Annotated in this window: 15 protein-coding genes and 1 pseudogene; 6 read left to right on the forward strand and 10 right to left on the reverse strand. The window is 74.0% G+C overall.

Features of this window, described 5'->3' with window-relative positions; all coding sequences use genetic code 11:
- Positions 1-53 precede the first annotated feature (53 nt).
- Positions 54-1,439 carry an 8-oxoguanine deaminase gene (locus ACFU7Z_RS22870; RefSeq protein ID WP_074004301.1) on the forward strand — a complete coding sequence of 462 codons (1,386 nt, stop codon included), beginning with the start codon at positions 54-56 and terminating at the stop codon, positions 1,437-1,439.
- 289 nt (positions 1,440-1,728) lie between these two features.
- On the opposite strand, the gene ACFU7Z_RS22875 is transcribed toward ACFU7Z_RS22870, so the two are convergent.
- Positions 1,729-2,130, reverse strand: a complete 402-nt coding sequence (locus ACFU7Z_RS22875; protein ID WP_074004300.1) for a gamma-glutamylcyclotransferase — start codon at positions 2,128-2,130, stop codon at positions 1,729-1,731.
- 133 nt (positions 2,131-2,263) lie between these two features.
- Entirely contained in the window at positions 2,264-3,916 is a 1,653-nt protein-coding gene (aceB, locus tag ACFU7Z_RS22880) for a malate synthase A (RefSeq protein ID WP_380779272.1), read from the reverse strand.
- A gap of 202 nt (positions 3,917-4,118) precedes the next feature.
- Between aceB and ACFU7Z_RS22885 the strand changes: the two genes are divergently transcribed.
- On the forward strand, positions 4,119-4,916 hold the full coding sequence (locus tag ACFU7Z_RS22885; protein WP_380738594.1) for an IclR family transcriptional regulator: 798 nt from the start codon (positions 4,119-4,121) through the stop codon (positions 4,914-4,916).
- 174 nt (positions 4,917-5,090) lie between these two features.
- Complete coding sequence (locus ACFU7Z_RS22890) at positions 5,091-5,873, forward strand: hypothetical protein (protein WP_380779274.1); 783 nt, start codon at positions 5,091-5,093, stop codon at positions 5,871-5,873.
- A gap of 139 nt (positions 5,874-6,012) precedes the next feature.
- Here the strand turns inward: ACFU7Z_RS22890 and ACFU7Z_RS22895 are convergent, their stop codons facing one another.
- Positions 6,013-7,308, reverse strand: coding sequence for an esterase/lipase family protein (locus ACFU7Z_RS22895; protein ID WP_380779276.1), 1,296 nt, complete (start codon positions 7,306-7,308; stop codon positions 6,013-6,015).
- Positions 7,309-7,518: 210 nt separating this feature from the next.
- Between ACFU7Z_RS22895 and ACFU7Z_RS22900 the strand changes: the two genes are divergently transcribed.
- Positions 7,519-7,848: a MoaF N-terminal domain-containing protein gene (locus ACFU7Z_RS22900; RefSeq protein ID WP_380670944.1), complete on the forward strand. Its 330-nt coding sequence runs from the start codon at positions 7,519-7,521 to the stop codon at positions 7,846-7,848.
- Positions 7,849-7,951: 103 nt separating this feature from the next.
- Here the strand turns inward: ACFU7Z_RS22900 and ACFU7Z_RS22905 are convergent, their stop codons facing one another.
- On the reverse strand, positions 7,952-9,094 hold the full coding sequence (locus tag ACFU7Z_RS22905; RefSeq protein ID WP_049658183.1) for an esterase family protein: 1,143 nt from the start codon (positions 9,092-9,094) through the stop codon (positions 7,952-7,954).
- A 261-nt stretch (positions 9,095-9,355) separates the two neighbouring features.
- Positions 9,356-9,976, reverse strand: coding sequence for a TetR family transcriptional regulator (locus ACFU7Z_RS22910; RefSeq protein ID WP_380779278.1), 621 nt, complete (start codon positions 9,974-9,976; stop codon positions 9,356-9,358).
- Between the two features lie 137 nt (positions 9,977-10,113).
- Between ACFU7Z_RS22910 and ACFU7Z_RS22915 the strand changes: the two genes are divergently transcribed.
- Positions 10,114-10,878, forward strand: a complete 765-nt coding sequence (locus ACFU7Z_RS22915; protein WP_049658184.1) for an SDR family NAD(P)-dependent oxidoreductase — start codon at positions 10,114-10,116, stop codon at positions 10,876-10,878.
- Positions 10,879-11,022: 144 nt separating this feature from the next.
- On the opposite strand, the gene ACFU7Z_RS22920 is transcribed toward ACFU7Z_RS22915, so the two are convergent.
- From ACFU7Z_RS22920 to ACFU7Z_RS22940, 5 genes are all read right to left on the reverse strand, one after another.
- Positions 11,023-11,514 carry a GNAT family N-acetyltransferase gene (locus ACFU7Z_RS22920; RefSeq protein ID WP_380779281.1) on the reverse strand — a complete coding sequence of 164 codons (492 nt, stop codon included), beginning with the start codon at positions 11,512-11,514 and terminating at the stop codon, positions 11,023-11,025.
- Positions 11,515-11,641: 127 nt separating this feature from the next.
- Complete coding sequence (locus ACFU7Z_RS22925; protein ID WP_380779283.1) at positions 11,642-12,586, reverse strand: phosphotriesterase; 945 nt, start codon at positions 12,584-12,586, stop codon at positions 11,642-11,644.
- On the reverse strand, positions 12,583-13,080 hold the full coding sequence (locus ACFU7Z_RS22930) for a carboxymuconolactone decarboxylase family protein (protein WP_380779285.1): 498 nt from the start codon (positions 13,078-13,080) through the stop codon (positions 12,583-12,585). Before ACFU7Z_RS22930 ends, ACFU7Z_RS22925 begins: the two co-directional genes overlap by 4 nt.
- Before the next feature lie 17 nt (positions 13,081-13,097).
- Complete coding sequence (locus ACFU7Z_RS22935; RefSeq protein WP_380779287.1) at positions 13,098-13,691, reverse strand: DUF4865 family protein; 594 nt, start codon at positions 13,689-13,691, stop codon at positions 13,098-13,100.
- Positions 13,692-13,813: 122 nt separating this feature from the next.
- Positions 13,814-14,380, reverse strand: a complete 567-nt coding sequence (locus tag ACFU7Z_RS22940; RefSeq protein ID WP_117492659.1) for a TetR/AcrR family transcriptional regulator — start codon at positions 14,378-14,380, stop codon at positions 13,814-13,816.
- Positions 14,381-14,425: 45 nt separating this feature from the next.
- On the opposite strand from ACFU7Z_RS22940, the pseudogene ACFU7Z_RS22945 reads away from it, so the two are divergent.
- Positions 14,426-14,560, forward strand: a pseudogene (locus ACFU7Z_RS22945) (glucarate dehydratase); the annotation flags it as partial.

Raw genomic sequence — 14,560 nt, forward strand, 5'->3', positions numbered from 1 at the left:
GGCGCGCACCACGGTGCGCACCCCTCCCGGCCCTCCCCCCTAGGAGTCACGCCATGGCAGTCCAGCCCCCGCCCACCGACCAGCGGACCGTGATCGAGAACGTCGCGATCGCCACCGTGGACGCGAACGACACCGAGTACGCCCGCGGCCACGTGGTCCTCCTCGGCAACACCATCGAGGCGGTGGGCGACGGCCCCGCCCCCGCGTGGCTGGACAACGTGGTGCGCCGGATCAACGGCGAGGGCCACCTGGCCACCCCCGGCCTGGTCAACACCCACCACCACTTCTACCAGTGGATCACCCGCGGCCTGGCCCAGGACGACATCCTGTTCGACTGGCTGGTCGCCCTCTACCCGACCTGGGCGCGGATCGACGAGCGGCTCGTGCACGCCGCGAGCCAGGGCTCCGCCGCCGCGCTGCTCAAGTCCGGCTGCACCACCGCCTCGGACCACCACTACGTCTTCCCGAAGGACGGCGGCGACATCCTCGGCGCCTCCATCGAGGCCGTCCAGGAGCTCGGCCTGCGCTTCACCGCGCTGCGCGGCTCGATGGACCGCTCGAAGAAGGACGGCGGGCTGCCGCCGGACCACGCGGTCGAGGAGCTGGACGACATCCTGGCCGCGTCCGAGACCGCCGTGGACCGCTACCACGACTCCTCCTTCGGCTCGATGCTGCACATCGCCCTCGCGCCCTGTTCCCCCTTCTCCGTCTCCACCGACCTGCTCCGGCAGTCCGCCGAACTCGCCCGCCGCAAGGGCGTCCGGCTGCACACCCACGGCTCGGAGACGGCCGAGGAGGAGGCGTTCTGCAAGGAGCTGTTCGGCATGGGGCCGACCGACTACTTCGAGTCGGTGGGCTGGCTCGGCGAGGACGTCTGGATGGCGCACTGCGTGCACATGAACGACTCCGACATCGCCAAGTTCGCCGAGACCGGCACCGGCGTCGCCCACTGCCCGTCCTCCAACGCCCGCCTGGCGGCCGGGATCGCGCGGGTGCCCGACATGCTCCGGGCCGGCGTCCCGGTCGGGCTCGGGGTGGACGGCACCGCCTCCAACGAGTCCGGCGAGCTCGGTACGGAGCTGCGCAACGCCCTGCTGATCAACCGGTTGCACGGCTCCCCCGCCGCGCTGACCGGGCGGCAGGCGCTGCGCCTGGGCACCATGGGCGGCGCCCGGGTGCTCGGCCGGCAGGACGAGATCGGCTCGATCGAGGTCGGCAAGCTCGCCGACCTGGCGCTGTGGAAGATCGACGGGGTCATGCACTCGTCCATCGCCGACCCGGTCGCCGCGCTCACCTTCGGCGCGCTGCCGCCACTGTCGGTGCTGTTCGTCAACGGCAACGCGGTGGTCGAGAAGGGGCAGCTGACCACCGTCAACGAGGACCGGATCGCACGCGACTGCGCCCGCGCCGCCCGCGAGCTGGCGGCGCGTCCGGTCTAGGGCCGGTCCGGTCTGAGTCGGTCCGGTCTAGCGCCGGTTCGGTCCGGTCCGGGGCCGGTTCGACGCCCACCCCGTACTCCGGGGGCGCCCAGGGACGGTGCGCCCCCGGGCTCCGCTCACCTCGGGGCGACGGACGGACGACAGTGGCAGACAGATGACAGCTGACAACTTTCGTCATCTGTTATCTGTCAGCTGTTCTCTGTCGTCCGTTCGCCGTCATCGGTGCGCGGACCGCAGCCCCGGACCCACGGCGAGGGTCCGGGGCTGCCGGCGCACCCGGCGGCAGCCGTCAGGCCGTGCGCCCGATCGACGCCAGGTAGGCGCGCCAGCCGCCGTGGTGGGTGATCTCCCGGTGGACGCCGCGCTCCAGCTCGCCCCGGGAGAGCAGCATGGACAGGCACGCGGAGCCGTCCTCCAGCTCGATGACGCCCAGTTCCAGCTCCCGCGGCTCCCCCGGCAGGATGACGTCCCGCAGCCGCTCCAGGGGGATGTCGTACAGCTCGCCCTCGATGGCGGTGTCCGCCTCCGGGTCGGCCAGCAGTCCCGGGCAGACGTCCGTGCCGCCGCTGTGGTCGATGGAGAAGAAGCGGTAACCGGGGGCGGTCCTGGCCGGCCCGATCAGCGAGTCGGCGACCTTCGCGTGGAAGGGACCGCCGACCATTGCCTGGCCGTTGAAGAACATGCGCGCCATGGGTGAACTCCTTACGTGGACAAGACCGTTCCGTACGGCGACGAGAGGACGGGTGGGATTCGTCGCCGTACGGAACGGAGTGGTGGACCGCCGGCGCACCGCAGCCGGGCAGGCTCCGGCGGGCAGGTCGGGATCAGCCCAGCAGCGGGAGCGCGGGGAGGGTCAGAAAGTCCACGAACTCCTCGGCCAGGGCGACCTGTTCGAAGAGCCGGGCGGCCTCCGGCCAGCGGCCGGCGCCGTAGGCCTCCTCGCCCAGCTCGGCGAGGAGTTCGGCCAGCTCCGCGGCGACCAGGGAGCGGACCAGGTCGGCGGTGGCCTTCTCGCCGGTGTCGGAGAGCACGACCCCGTTGTGGATCCACTGCCAGATCTGCGAGCGGGAGATCTCGGCAGTGGCGGCGTCCTCCATCATGTTGAAGATGCCGACGGCCCCGAGCCCGCGCAGCCAGGCCTCGATGTAGCGGACGCCGACCTGGACGGCGTTGTGCAGCCCCGCGCGGGTGCAGGTGCCGCCGGCTCCGGCGATGTCGAGGAGCTGGGCGGCGGTCACCGGCTCGGCCGGGCCGGGGTTGTCCTTCTGGTGGGGCCGCTCGCCGAGCACCGCGTCGAAGGAGGCCCGGGCGACCGGCACCAGGTCGGGGTGGGCGACCCAGGAGCCGTCGAAGCCGTTCCCGGCCTCGCGGTCCTTGTCCGCCTTGACCTTCTCCAACGCGGCCGCGTTGACCTCCGGGTCGCGGCGGCTCGGGATGAACGCGGCCATGCCGCCGATCGCGTGGGCGCCGCGCCGGTGGCAGGTCCGCACCAGCAGCCGGGTGTAGGCGGCCATGAACGGCGAGGCCATGGTGACGGTGTTGCGGTCCGGCAGGATGTAGTGCTCGCCGGCGTCGCGGAAGTTCTTGACGATCGAGAACAGGTAGTCCCAGCGCCCGGCGTTGAGGCCGGCCGCGTGGTCGCGCAGCTCGTAGAGGATCTCGTCCATCTCGAACGCGGCGGTGATGGTCTCGATCAGCACGGTCGCCCGGATCGTGCCGTGCGGGATGCCGAGTTCGGCCTGGGCGTGGGTGAACACGTCGTTCCACAGCCGGGCCTCGAGGTGGCTCTCGGTCTTCGGCAGGTAGAAGTACGGGCCGGAGTTGGGGTCCTCGGCACCCTTGGCCAGCAGCCGGGCGGCGTTGTGGAAGAAGTAGAGGCCGAAGTCGACGAACGCGCCGGCCACCGGGGTGCCGTCGACCAGCAGGTGGTTCTCGTCCAGATGCCAGCCGCGGGGGCGGACCACGACGGTGGCGAGCTCGGCGGCGGGCTTGAGGGTGTACGCCTTGCCGGCCGCGCCGGTGAAGTCGATCCGACCCTCGAAGGCGTCGGTCAGGTTGGCCTGGCCGCCGACCACGTTCTCCCAGGTCGGGGAGGTGGCGTCCTCGAAGTCCGCGAGCCAGATCCGCGCCCCGGAGTTGAGCGCGTTGACGACCATCTTGCGGTCGGTCGGCCCGGTGATCTCGACCCGGCGGTCCTGGAGGGCGCGGGGCGCCTCGGCGACCTTCCAGTCCCCGGCCCGGATGTCGGCGGTGTCGGGGCGGAAGTCCAGCGTGCCGGTGGCGGCGATCTCGGCGCGGCGGGCCTTCCGCCCGGCCAGCAGCTCCTGTCGGCGCCCCTCGAAGGCCCGATGGAGCCCGGCGACGAAGGCGAGCGCCTCCGGAGTGAGCACCTCCTCCGCCCGGGGGACGCGAGGACCGGCGACAGTGACGACCGGAGCGGCGGGCGAGGCGCCGACGGGCCCCTGATCTGCAGCCATGAGCAGGACACTCCTAAGACGGTTGAGCCTGGCGGAGGGAGCTCCGGTGGGAACTTCCTCAGGGAACTTCCTCGATCGGTACCCGCCTGTCGGCGAGTTCGATTCTGTAAAGTGGAGACTAGTTTCCGCGATACAGAATTTCAACGGTTTGTTGAAGAGATCGCCGGGACTCTACTCCTCCCCGACAGTGAAGGAAACGCCGGTGGTTGCGACCCCCGACCCAGCATCGACGACAGGCGCCGACCGCGCGGGCGGCGGCGTGCAGTCCGTCGAACGCGCCTTCCAACTCCTGGAGGCGCTGGCCGACTCCGGCGGCGTGGCCACCCTCAGCGAGCTCTCCACCACGTCCGGCCTCCCGATGCCGACCATCCACCGGTTGGTTCGTACCCTCGTGCAGCAGGGCTATGTCCGCCAGGACACCGCGCGCCGCTACACCCTCGGCCCCCGGCTGATCCGGCTCGGCGAGACGGCCGGCCGACTGCTCGGCAGCTGGGCCCGCCCGTACCTGGCCGAGCTCATGGAGGCCACCGGCGAGACCGCCAACCTGGCGGTGCTGGAGGGCGGCGAGGTGGTGTACGTCGGCCAGGTGCAGTCGCGCCGCTCGATGCGGATGTTCACCGAGGTCGGCCGACGGGTGCAGCCGCACTGCACCGGCGTCGGCAAGGCGCTGCTCGCCCAGCTGCCGGAGGACGAGGCCCGCGCCGTGCTCGGCCCCAACCCGCTGCCCGCGCACACCGAGTACACGGTCACCGACCCGCAGGAGCTGATGCGCCAGCTCGCCGAGGCGCGCGAGCGCGGCTACGTGGTCGACGACCAGGAGCAGGAGATCGGCGTCCGCTGCATCGCGCTCGCCGTCCCGGGCGCGCCGACGCCCACCGCGCTCTCGGTCTCCGGCCCGGAGGCCCGCATCCGGGCCCTGGAGGAGCAGGCCGGAGCCGCCTCGCTGGTGCCGGTGATGCACCAGATCGCGAGCCGGCTGGGGCAGGTCCTCGCTCCCTGACGGAACGTCAACCTCCCTTGCCCGCCGACCCGGTTGGCACGGCGTGCCGCGTCATCCGTTCGGGCGGACGACGGGCGGGTTGCCGCCCGGCTCCGGCGGTGGCTCCGCCACCCTGGTGCCGACGCGGCCCGCAACGGCGCGGGCGGCCGGGACGCGAGGGCAGGGTGAGCGGGGATGGAGCAGCAGTACCGGGACGCATGGGAGGGCGCGCGGGGCGGCAGGGTCCGGGGAGGTGAGGTCCGGAGCGATGGCGTACGGGCCGGTGCCGTACGGCGCGCCGCGAGGGGTCGGGGGTTCGGCGGGGCCGGGCTGGTCGCGGCGGTGGCGGCGGGGTGCGCGGTGACGGTACTGGCCACCGACCCGGTCTGGGCGCTGCGGCGGCCCGAGCCCCGGCCCGCCGTGGAGGTCGTCGCGGCCGGTCCGCCCTCGCCGTCCACCCTGCCCGCACCGGCGACGCCCACCGCCTCGACCCTGCCGGCCCCGGCCAAGCCCGGAGCCGGGTCCGGGGCCGGGTCCACCGCCGGGTCCGGGACGGCCGAGGCCGCCGCGCGACCGTCCGACTCCGACCTGGAGGTGGTCCGGATCGACCCGGACGCGGCCGCGCCCGGCGGCACCACCACCATCCACGCCTTCGTCGGCAACGGCGGCCCGGAGACCACCGCCTCCCCGTTCACGGTCGCGATCACCCTGCCGGAGGGCGTCAGCCCGGAGGGCCCGTTCTTCCCGTCCACCTGCCAGGTGGTGAGCCGCGGCCGCGTCGTGCGGTGCGTGTTCGCGCCCGGGCTGCGGGAGGGGCGCAGCGCGACCGCCCTCATCCCGGTCCGGCTCGCCCCGGACCTGCCGGAGGGCAGGCTGAGCGGCGGCTCGGTCGCGGTGCGCAGCGCGGACGACCGGTACGAGGGCAACAACCGGCAGCCGTTCGACATCACGGTGGCCGGGACGGCCGCCGGTTCCTGAGCCGTGTGGGCCGCGCGGTCCCGTCGGCGGGGTCGGCCCTGCCGCACGGGACCGTCCTGCCGGCGGCGGGCGGGGCGCCACCCCCGCCGAGGCGCCGACCAACGACCCCGTGCGGCAGCCGAGTTGACCGGCTTGAGGCTCAGCTCAGCCAGGCGTTGACCTGGCTCGCCGCGTCCGGCGCCCAGGCGAGCTCCAGGTGGTTCAGGCCGCCGAGCAGCCGGGTGCCGCCGACCGTCGCGATGCCGGTGGTGTCCAGCGCGCTCGCGGTGAAGACCAGCCCGTCGCTCGGCCCGCGGCCCTCGTTGAGCACGCCCGGGATGTCGGCGGACCCGCCCGCCAACAGGTAGGTGCGCACCGCGGCCGGGATGCCGGCCTGCCGGAGCGGGGCGATCAGCGAGCCCGCGTCGATCGCCGCCTGGATGCCCTGGCCGGAGGTGTAGAAGCCCTGGCCGCCGTAGTAGGTGGTCCACCAGTCCTGCGCACTGCTGTCCACCCCGTAGGTGCCGTCCCAGCGGGCGAGCAGCTGGCGCTGGCCCGGGTAGCAGTCGTAGCCGCCGCTCGGCAGCACCCCGAGGCAGGGCTGCGCGGTGTACGTGCCGTAGCAGGTCATGTAGAGGTGCGGGGACGGCGCGTTGGCGGTGCCGCCGCAGGCGGGCCAGGTCACCAGGTCGAAGTCCCAGCCGTGCGCGTACACGTAGTCGAGCCCGCCGTGCGGCCCGCCCAGCGTGACCAGCCGGCGCACGTCGCCCGCGTACGCCCTCCCCCAGGAGGGCTTCACCGAGGACACGTACGCCCGGGCGGCGACCTCGCCCTTGCTCCAGGCCACCACGTCGACCTGGGGGACCCCGAGCCGGGCCCGGATCAGCGCGACCGCGTCGCCGACCGCCTGGGCCTGGAGCAGGTTGTCGCCGTGCTTGTGGGCGAAGCCGATCGCGAAGACCCGGTGGCCGGTGCCGGCCAGGTACTGGGCGAGCCCGGTGGACGGGCAGTTCGCGGCACCGCAGGCGCCGCTCTCCCCCGGGTTCGCCCAGGCCCGGTCGGCGTTGTCGTTGGCGCCGTGGACCAGCAGGACGGGGGTGGCCTGGGCGCCGGTGTCCCAGCCCGCGGCGGAGTAGAGCAGGAACCGGGCGGAGGAGGGCCGACCGGTGCCGAAGTACGTCCGGCGGGCGCCGTCCTGGTCGCCGCGGCCGTCGGCGGGGAACTGCTCGGCGCCGAAGCCGGGGGTGGTGTCGAGGTAGCGCTCGACCTTGGCCCAGCCGTTGCCGGGGGCGGGGAAGGTCGCTTCCAGGGTGAGGGGGGCGGCGGCGGCCCGGGCCGTAGCCGCCTGCGCGGCGGTGGGGGTGCCGAGCAGGGCGGCGGCGAGGGTCAGGAGCACGGCGGCGAGGGCGGTGGGGACGCGTCTCGCGGGGCCGGGGCGTGTGGGGGTACGTCTCATGGCCGGACGCTAGGGCCGGCGCGCGGCCCTGCCCATGTGCCGGTCGCACACCCGGGCCGCCGCGTGGTGGCGGACCGTACCGTGGCCTTTGCCTGACCGAGTGCGCCCGGTCGGATAAATTGGAAGCCTGACATCATCCGCCGTGCACAAGAGCGGCGAGCCCGACCGGGTGCTCGCCACGACCTGACAGAGACGAGGACCCGCCCCACCATGACCGCGCCCCTGCCCGCCTTCGCCGGCCGCACCTACCTCTTCCGGGTCGACAACGGCGCGGCCTTCCGCAACACCTACTCGGCCGACGGCACGCGGCTGCGCTGGGAGGGCCTCGGCGAGTCCGCGGGCCAGTGGGAGGACGTGCGCCTGCACGTCGCCGAGGTCGCGCCGGAGATCTACTTCGTCAGCTGGACCGAGCAGAGCGGGATCACCGTCAGCCACGTGATGGACCTCGGCAGGCTGACCGTGCGGGCCTTCTGGACCTTCGAGGGCGAGGGCGGCCGGGTCGGCCAGCTGCACACCGGGACGCTGGAGCGGGTGGCCTGAGCGGCGGGACCGCCGTACGACTCCTGAATGACCGAACCCCCGGGGCCGTGGCTCCGGGGGTTCGGTCGGTCAGGCTCGGTCGGTCAGGCCCGGCTGGTCAGGCTCATGCGGACTGGTTCGGCACCTTGAGGTGCTGGGACAGCCACTCCAGCGAGGAGGGCAGCAGGGCGCTCCAGGTCTCGAAGTTGTGGCCGCCGTTCTCCAGCATGCTGTACGAGACCTTCATCGGGCTCTGCACCCCGTCGACGAAGGCCTCGGTCTGCTGCCGGTAGTCGCCGTCGCCCTTCTTGGTGCCGGCCAGCAGCACGGACACCTTCGGCTGCGGCAGGTTCTTCAGCCGCCACAGCAGGTTGGCCTCGTCGCGGCGCTGCTTGCTGCCCCCGAAGAGGTCGCCCGTCGTCGGGTCGTCGGCGGCGTCGTAGTAGGCGGAGAGGGCGACGGCGGTCGGGAAGACGTCCGGGTGGCGCATGGCCAGCTTGAGCGCGCAGTAGCCGCCGGTCGAGTTGCCCATGAAGGCCCAGGCCTGCGGGTCGGTGGAGACCCGGTAGCTGGCCTGGATCGCCGAGGGCACGTCCTTGGTGAAGTAGGTGTCGGACTGCGGGCCGTTCGGGACGTCCTCGCACTCGGTGTCCTGGGGCAGCGCGGGCGAGGGGCGCACCAGGACCATGACGGTCGGCTGCATCCGCCCCTCCTGCAGCAGCTTGAGCGCGGCGCCCGGGTAGTTGAAGCGGGTGATCAGGTTCTCGGCGATTCCTGGGAATCCGGTGCTGACGATCACGGCCGGGAACTGCTTCTGGGCGTACTCCGGCTGGAAGTACTGCGGGGGCAGGTAGACGTAGCCCTCGGTGGACAGCCGGCTGGCCGCGCCGTCTATCCGGACCTTGCGGATCTCGCCGGACTGGGCGGGCTCGCGGCCCATCGCGCCGCCGCCCTTGACCGCGGCCTGGCCCATCGTCTCCACCATCAGCCGGCCGGAGGCGTCCGCCTTGTTGTGGATGACCACCGGGCCGGTGTCGCCGGTGCCCAGCAGGTCGTCCCAACTGCTGTAGAAGGCGAAGTAGTTGTTCGCGACCAGGCCGAGCGCGGCGAGCACCGCGAGCTGGGTGGCGAGCAGCGCGCCGATCCGGCCGAGCACCGACTGCCAGGTCTTCTTCGCGAGTCTGGGCCACAGCCAGACCGTGCCGACCATCATCACGACCGCGATCAGTGCGGTCAGCGCCAGCACCTTGTGGCTCGTCAGACCCATGTCCCGCTTGCTCCCACGCCTCGAACTCCAGTCCCCTCCGCTGGGGACATCCGAGGAGGTCACCCCGGTTCCCCGGCCGGGGCGCGAGGACCAACCCTAACGCCAGCTGGGAGGAAGCTGACCGCGGCTGGGAGGTGACGGGGAGCCGGGCTGACAGATGACAACGTTCAGATAACAGATTTCGAAAGTTGTCATCTGACATCTGTCAGCGGTCGACTGTCCTCCGTCAGCCGGAGCGGGCGGGGTGGGCTGCGCCCGGGCTCAGCCCACGCGCCCCCAGAGCCGCAGCCCCGCCGTGAGCTCGCGCATGCAGCGCGCGCCGAGGTCCTGCGGGGAGCCCGGGCCGGCGAGGGGCGCCTCGGAGGAGGCCCACTGCTCCAGGGCCACCCGGATCGCCGCGGTCGCGGCGGCGGCGGCCAGCCGGATCTCCAGCGGGTCGGTGCCGTCCGGGCAGCGCTCGGTGAGGGCGACCCGCAGCCGCGCCTCCGAGTCGGCGTGGACCCGCTGCCAGGTGGCGTTCAGCTTCGGGTCGCGCAGCAGGCCGCGGGCCCACCGCATCATCTCCGCCCGCGCCTCGTCGGCCGGGGTCAGCGACGCGACCGCCGCGCGCTCCAGCGCCTCGCGCAGCGGCAGGTCGGCCGGGCTCGCCGCGAACAGCTCCACCCACTCCTGCCCGCCCGACGCGAGCAGCGGGGCGACGGCGTCCTCCTTGACGGAGAAGTACCGGTAGAAGGTGCGCAGCGAGATGCCCGCGGCGAGGGCGATCTCCTCGGCGGTGGTCGCCTCGGCTCCCCGCTCGGCGAAGAGCGCGGCGGCGGTACGGGCGATCTCCAGTCGGGTGGCCTCACGGCGGCGCTGGGTCAGGGTCGGGCGTCCGGTCACAGGGCCAGCCTACGCGGACGCATGCCAAGGTGGCACGTCACGACGATCTGGCACAGGCAGCCTTTTTGGCACAACGTGCCACTCAGGCGTACCGTGGTTCCCGAGGTCGAGAGACCACGAACGAACGGAGTACCACCATGGAGCGCTTCAGCGGACGGAACGTCCTGATCACCGGCGGCGGCTCGGGCATCGGCCAGGCCACCGTGCACCGGATCCTCGCCGAGGGCGGGAAGGTCGTCGCCGTCGACGTCAACGAGGACGGCCTGAAGAAGACCCTGGACCGCGCCACCGCCGAGGGCACCGCGGACCGCCTGACCATTCAGGTCCTGGACATCTCGGACGAGGCGGCCGTCGTCGCGGGCGTCGCCGAGGCGACCACCGGCCTGGGCGGCCTGGACGTGCTGGTCAACGCGGCCGGCATCCTCCGCTCCTCGCACACCCACGAGACCAGCCTGGAGTTCTGGAACAAGCTCCTCGCGGTGAACCTGACCGGCACCTTCCTGATGACCCGCGAGGCGCTCCCCGCGCTGCTCGCGGGCGGCCGGGGCGTGGTGGTCAACTTCAGCTCCACCTCCGCGAGCTTCGCCCACCCGTACATGGCCGCGTACGCCGCGACCAAGGGCGGCATCCAGTCCTTCACCCATGCCATCGCCTCGGAGTACTCGAAGCAGGGCCTGCGCGCGGTCTGCGTCGCGCCGGGCAGCATCGACAGCGGCATGACCCACAACCCGGGCCTGCCCGCCGACGCCGACTTCAGCCTGCTGGCCAAGCTCTCCCCCGCCCTCGGCCAGGGCTTCGCCGGCCCGGAGACGGTGGCCGGCGTGATCGCCATGCTCGCCTCCGACGACGGCGCCTTCGTCACCGGTACCGAGCTGCGCATCGACGGCGGCACCCACATGTGACCGGCTGATCGCCCCCTCGGTCCGGTCGAAGGCGGGGCCTGTGCCGTCCCCCGTACGGCGCAGGCCCCGCCTTCGCGTCGCTGTCGCTATCGCTATCGCTGTCGGTGCCGGAGCCGGAGCCGGGTGCGGCGGCGGTCGGTCAGGTCACCGCAGGGGCTTCCCGAGCAGGAGTTCCCGGGTGACCCCGTCTGCGAGCAGGTCGCCCGGCTCCGCGAGCGGGGCGAAGCCGTGGCGGCGGTAGAGGGCGAGCGCCGCTTCGTTGCCGGGGAGCACGGCGAGGCGCAGCGTGGTCCCGCCGGTGGTGCGGGCCCAGCGCTCGACCTCCTCGACGAGCCGGTCGGCGACGCCCCGGCCGCGCGCCCGCGGGGCGACCCAGAGCGAGCGCAACTCCCGTACCCCGTCCGGTGATCCGGGCAGGCCGCCGACGAGCCCGACCGGGTCCTCGTCCAGCAGGGCCGCGACGTGGTGGGCGCCCGGGATGCCGAGCCGGTCGCGCCAGCGCTCCTCGCCGCCCCGGTGCCAGTCGGCGAGGCCGGCCTTGAAGGCCTCCGGTGCGTCGGTCAGGGCGGCGAGGCGGAGGTCCCTCCAGAGCTGCCAGTCGGCGGTCGTGAGGGTTCGGAGCGTCAGCGTCACCATGTCCGGCACCGTAGAGGGCCCGACCGGCGGCCGTCAGTCCGTTTCCGGTACCTGCGGGCCCGCGCGCCACCGGCCCCGGCGGTTCGGCGGGGTCCGACGGCCCGGCGGGCGCCCTACGGCGGGTGCCCTACGGCGTGCGCCAGTCGGCGGCGAAGGCGGCGGCCGGGTTGGCGGTGAGGAGCAGCTCGGGCAGTTCGGGGCCGTGGCTGCGGGCGAGGCGCGGGGCGAGCTCGGTGAGCAGCCGGACCGGGCCGCCGGCCGCGCGGGCGGTCCGGGTCGTGGTGTCGGCGCCGAGCAGCAGCTGGGCGGCGTGGCCCGCCTCGACCAGGTCGGCGATGACCTCGAAGGCCTGGCGGTCGCCTGCGTGGCCGGCCCGGGAGGGGCTGTCCAGCGCGAGGTACACGCCCTCGGCGGCCAGGCGGCGGTGCAGCGCACGGTCGGGGAGCCGGGTGAGGTGGCCGAGGATGACCCGGTCGGGCCGGACGCCGTGCCGGTGGCACAGCCGGTGCACGACCCCGGGCGGGGCGCCGTCGGCTTCGAGGTGGACGGCGATCGGGGCGCCGGTGGCGTGGTGGGCCTCGGCGGCGGCGGCCATCGTCCACCGGGTGTGGCGACTGTCGGGCCCCGCGTCGGCCGCGACCTTGATCAGCCCGGCCCGGACCCCCTCGGGCGCGCCGGGCAGACCGGTGGTGAGCTCGGCGACGAAACGTTCCGCCAGGTCGGCGTACGGGCCGGGGCGGTCCTCGACCCCGGAGCCGGTGGCGGAGAAGGAGCCCGGCGCGTAGTGGACCGCCTGGTGCGCGCCGGTGGCGGCGACGATCCGCACACCGGTCGTCCGGGAGAGCGCGGCGAGCGACTCCGCGCCCCGGCCCAGGCCGAGCGGGGTCCACTGGACGAGGGTGCGGCCGCCGGCGGCGGCGTAGGCGCGCAGGACGTCCTCGGCGGCGGCCGGGTCGTCCAGCTCCTGGCCGGGGAGCAGCGGGCTGCGGATGAAGAGGTGGTCGTGGGCGTCGGTGACGCCGAGGACGGCGGGGTCCAGGTCGCCGAGGACGGTGCGGACGGTGCGGCTCATGCCCCGGCCTCCTCGGTGACAGTCCCGGCGGCGCTCTCGGCGGCCTTGGTGGCCTCGGCGCTCTCGGTGCTCTCGGTGCTCTCGGTGCTCTCGGCGAAGGTCGCGGTGGCGACCCGCAGGCCGGCCAGCGCCTTGGGGAGCCCGACGTACGGGGCGAGGTGGACCATGACCTCGGTGATCTCCGCCTCCGTCAGGCCGATCCGCCGGCTGTAGCGGACGTGGTCGGCGAGCTGCGGCTCGACGCCGCCGAGGGCGGTGAGGGCGGCCAGGTTGGCGATCTGGCGGTCGCGCAGGGCGAGGCCGGGGCGCTGGTAGGTGCCGCCGAAGAGGCTGGTGACGATCCAGTCGGGGAAGCCGGGGGCGAGGGCGTCCAGGCCGCCGAGGGTGGCGGCGGCGCCCGGACCGGCCAGGTCGGCGAGCAGGGCGTGGCCGGCCGCGCGGTCGAACGGGGCCGGGGTGAGGTCGGGGCCGGCGGGAGCGGTCGCGGGGGACATCGGGGCGGTGGGTCCTTTCACCAGTGGCGGCCGGCGGGCAGCCGGTCCAGTTCGGGGCGGGACAGGTGCAGCACCTGGTACCGGACGCCGGGCGCGTCCTCGGGGGCCGGGCCGTTCCAGAGCGCGAAGCTGAGCAGCTCCCAGCGGCTCGGGTCGACGGCCACGGCGGCGGTGTGCAGGTCCGGGTGCGCGGGCAGGTCGGCGAGCGCCCGCTCGACGGCCTCGGCCGGGTCGGCGCCTTCCGGCAGCCGTACGGTCGCCCGGGTGGCGGTGCTTGGCGGCTCGGTCCTCTCCCCCGCTACTGACGACGCGCCGCGGGCCAGGCCCGCGCCGAGCCAGTGCCGGACGGCGGGGCGGCCGAAGTCGGCGCTCAGGCCGCGGAAGCCCGGGCCCCAGAGGAAGCCGTTCATGCCCTCGACGGTGCGCCAGAGGTAGAACGGCGCGTACTGGTTGACGGGCGAGCCCTGCCGACCGCGCTCGCGGACCAGGTAGGCCTTGAGGCCGAGGCCCGGGTGCGCGTCGAGCAGGTGGCCCTTGTCGGCGACGCGCTTGCGGATGACGCCCATGTCGTAGTCGGCGGGGAGGGTGATCTCGTACTGCATGGCGTGCACGGCGGGGCTCCTCGGGTTCTGGCCGGTCTGACGGCGGGCGTCCTGGTTTTCGGCGGGCGCGTCGGCTCTGGCCGTGAGGGTTCGGCCGTACGGGTGCGGCGGCGCGCCCGGGGCCGTGCGGGTCAGGCCGTGCGGTGTGCCGCGAGCAGGCCGAGGGCGCCGCGGACGGCCCGGTCGAACGGCTCGGCGCTGTCGGCGGCGCGGGCCAGGACGTAGCCGCCCTGGACGACGGCGACCACGGCGGCGGCCGTGTCGGCCGGGTCGAGGCCGGGGGCGAACTCGCCGTCCGCCTGGCCCTGGGCGACCAGTTCGGCGATCCGGCCGCGCAGCCAGTCGAAGGTCTCCTCGACGGGCGCGCGCAGCTGCGGGTCGGCGACGACGTCGGGATCCTGGGCCATCCGGCCGATCCGGCAGCCGCGCAGGACGTCGCGGTCGCGGTGCAGGTAGGCGGCGATCCGGTCGTAGGCGGTGCCGGGGGCGGCGAGGTCGGCCTCGGCGACGCCCCGCATCTGCTCGGCGCTGCGGCGCAGGGCGGCGGCCGCGAGGTCGGGCTTGCCGGTGAAGTGGTGGTACATGCTGCCCTGGCCGACCCCGGAGCGCTGCTGGATGGCCTTGGGGCTGGTGCCGACGTAGCCGCGCTCCCAGAGGAGGGCCTGGGTGCTCTCGATGAGACGGTCCTGGGTGCTCATGCGACTCACTGTACATACCAGTAGGTACAGAAGACTAGGGCTGGCTCCCTCGGCCGCACCCTCGGGCTCCCCGTGCACGCCCTGCTGGGCGGCAAGGTCCGCGACAGCGTCGACTACAGCGCCTACCTCTTCCACCACTGGGCCCGCCACCCCGACGGCGTCCCCGGCGAACCCGACGAC

It is taken from the genome of Kitasatospora sp. NPDC057518 (assembly GCF_042802075.1).
Taxonomy (GTDB): Bacteria; Actinomycetota; Actinomycetes; order Streptomycetales; family Streptomycetaceae; genus Kitasatospora.

What these genes read in the sequence shown, in the direction of transcription:
- ACFU7Z_RS22870 (WP_074004301.1), top strand. Translation starts at nt 54, where the DNA reads ATGGCAGTCCAGCCCCCGCCCACCGACCAGCGGACCGTGATCGAGAAC.
- ACFU7Z_RS22875 (WP_074004300.1), bottom strand. Translation starts at nt 2,130, where the DNA reads ATGGCGCGCATGTTCTTCAACGGCCAGGCAATGGTCGGCGGTCCCTTC.
- aceB (WP_380779272.1), bottom strand. Translation starts at nt 3,916, where the DNA reads ATGGCTGCAGATCAGGGGCCCGTCGGCGCCTCGCCCGCCGCTCCGGTC.
- ACFU7Z_RS22890 (WP_380779274.1), top strand. Translation starts at nt 5,091, where the DNA reads ATGGAGCAGCAGTACCGGGACGCATGGGAGGGCGCGCGGGGCGGCAGG.
- ACFU7Z_RS22895 (WP_380779276.1), bottom strand. Translation starts at nt 7,308, where the DNA reads ATGAGACGTACCCCCACACGCCCCGGCCCCGCGAGACGCGTCCCCACC.
- ACFU7Z_RS22900 (WP_380670944.1), top strand. Translation starts at nt 7,519, where the DNA reads ATGACCGCGCCCCTGCCCGCCTTCGCCGGCCGCACCTACCTCTTCCGG.
- ACFU7Z_RS22905 (WP_049658183.1), bottom strand. Translation starts at nt 9,094, where the DNA reads ATGGGTCTGACGAGCCACAAGGTGCTGGCGCTGACCGCACTGATCGCG.
- ACFU7Z_RS22915 (WP_049658184.1), top strand. Translation starts at nt 10,114, where the DNA reads ATGGAGCGCTTCAGCGGACGGAACGTCCTGATCACCGGCGGCGGCTCG.
- ACFU7Z_RS22920 (WP_380779281.1), bottom strand. Translation starts at nt 11,514, where the DNA reads ATGGTGACGCTGACGCTCCGAACCCTCACGACCGCCGACTGGCAGCTC.
- ACFU7Z_RS22925 (WP_380779283.1), bottom strand. Translation starts at nt 12,586, where the DNA reads ATGAGCCGCACCGTCCGCACCGTCCTCGGCGACCTGGACCCCGCCGTC.
- ACFU7Z_RS22930 (WP_380779285.1), bottom strand. Translation starts at nt 13,080, where the DNA reads ATGTCCCCCGCGACCGCTCCCGCCGGCCCCGACCTCACCCCGGCCCCG.
- ACFU7Z_RS22940 (WP_117492659.1), bottom strand. Translation starts at nt 14,380, where the DNA reads ATGAGCACCCAGGACCGTCTCATCGAGAGCACCCAGGCCCTCCTCTGG.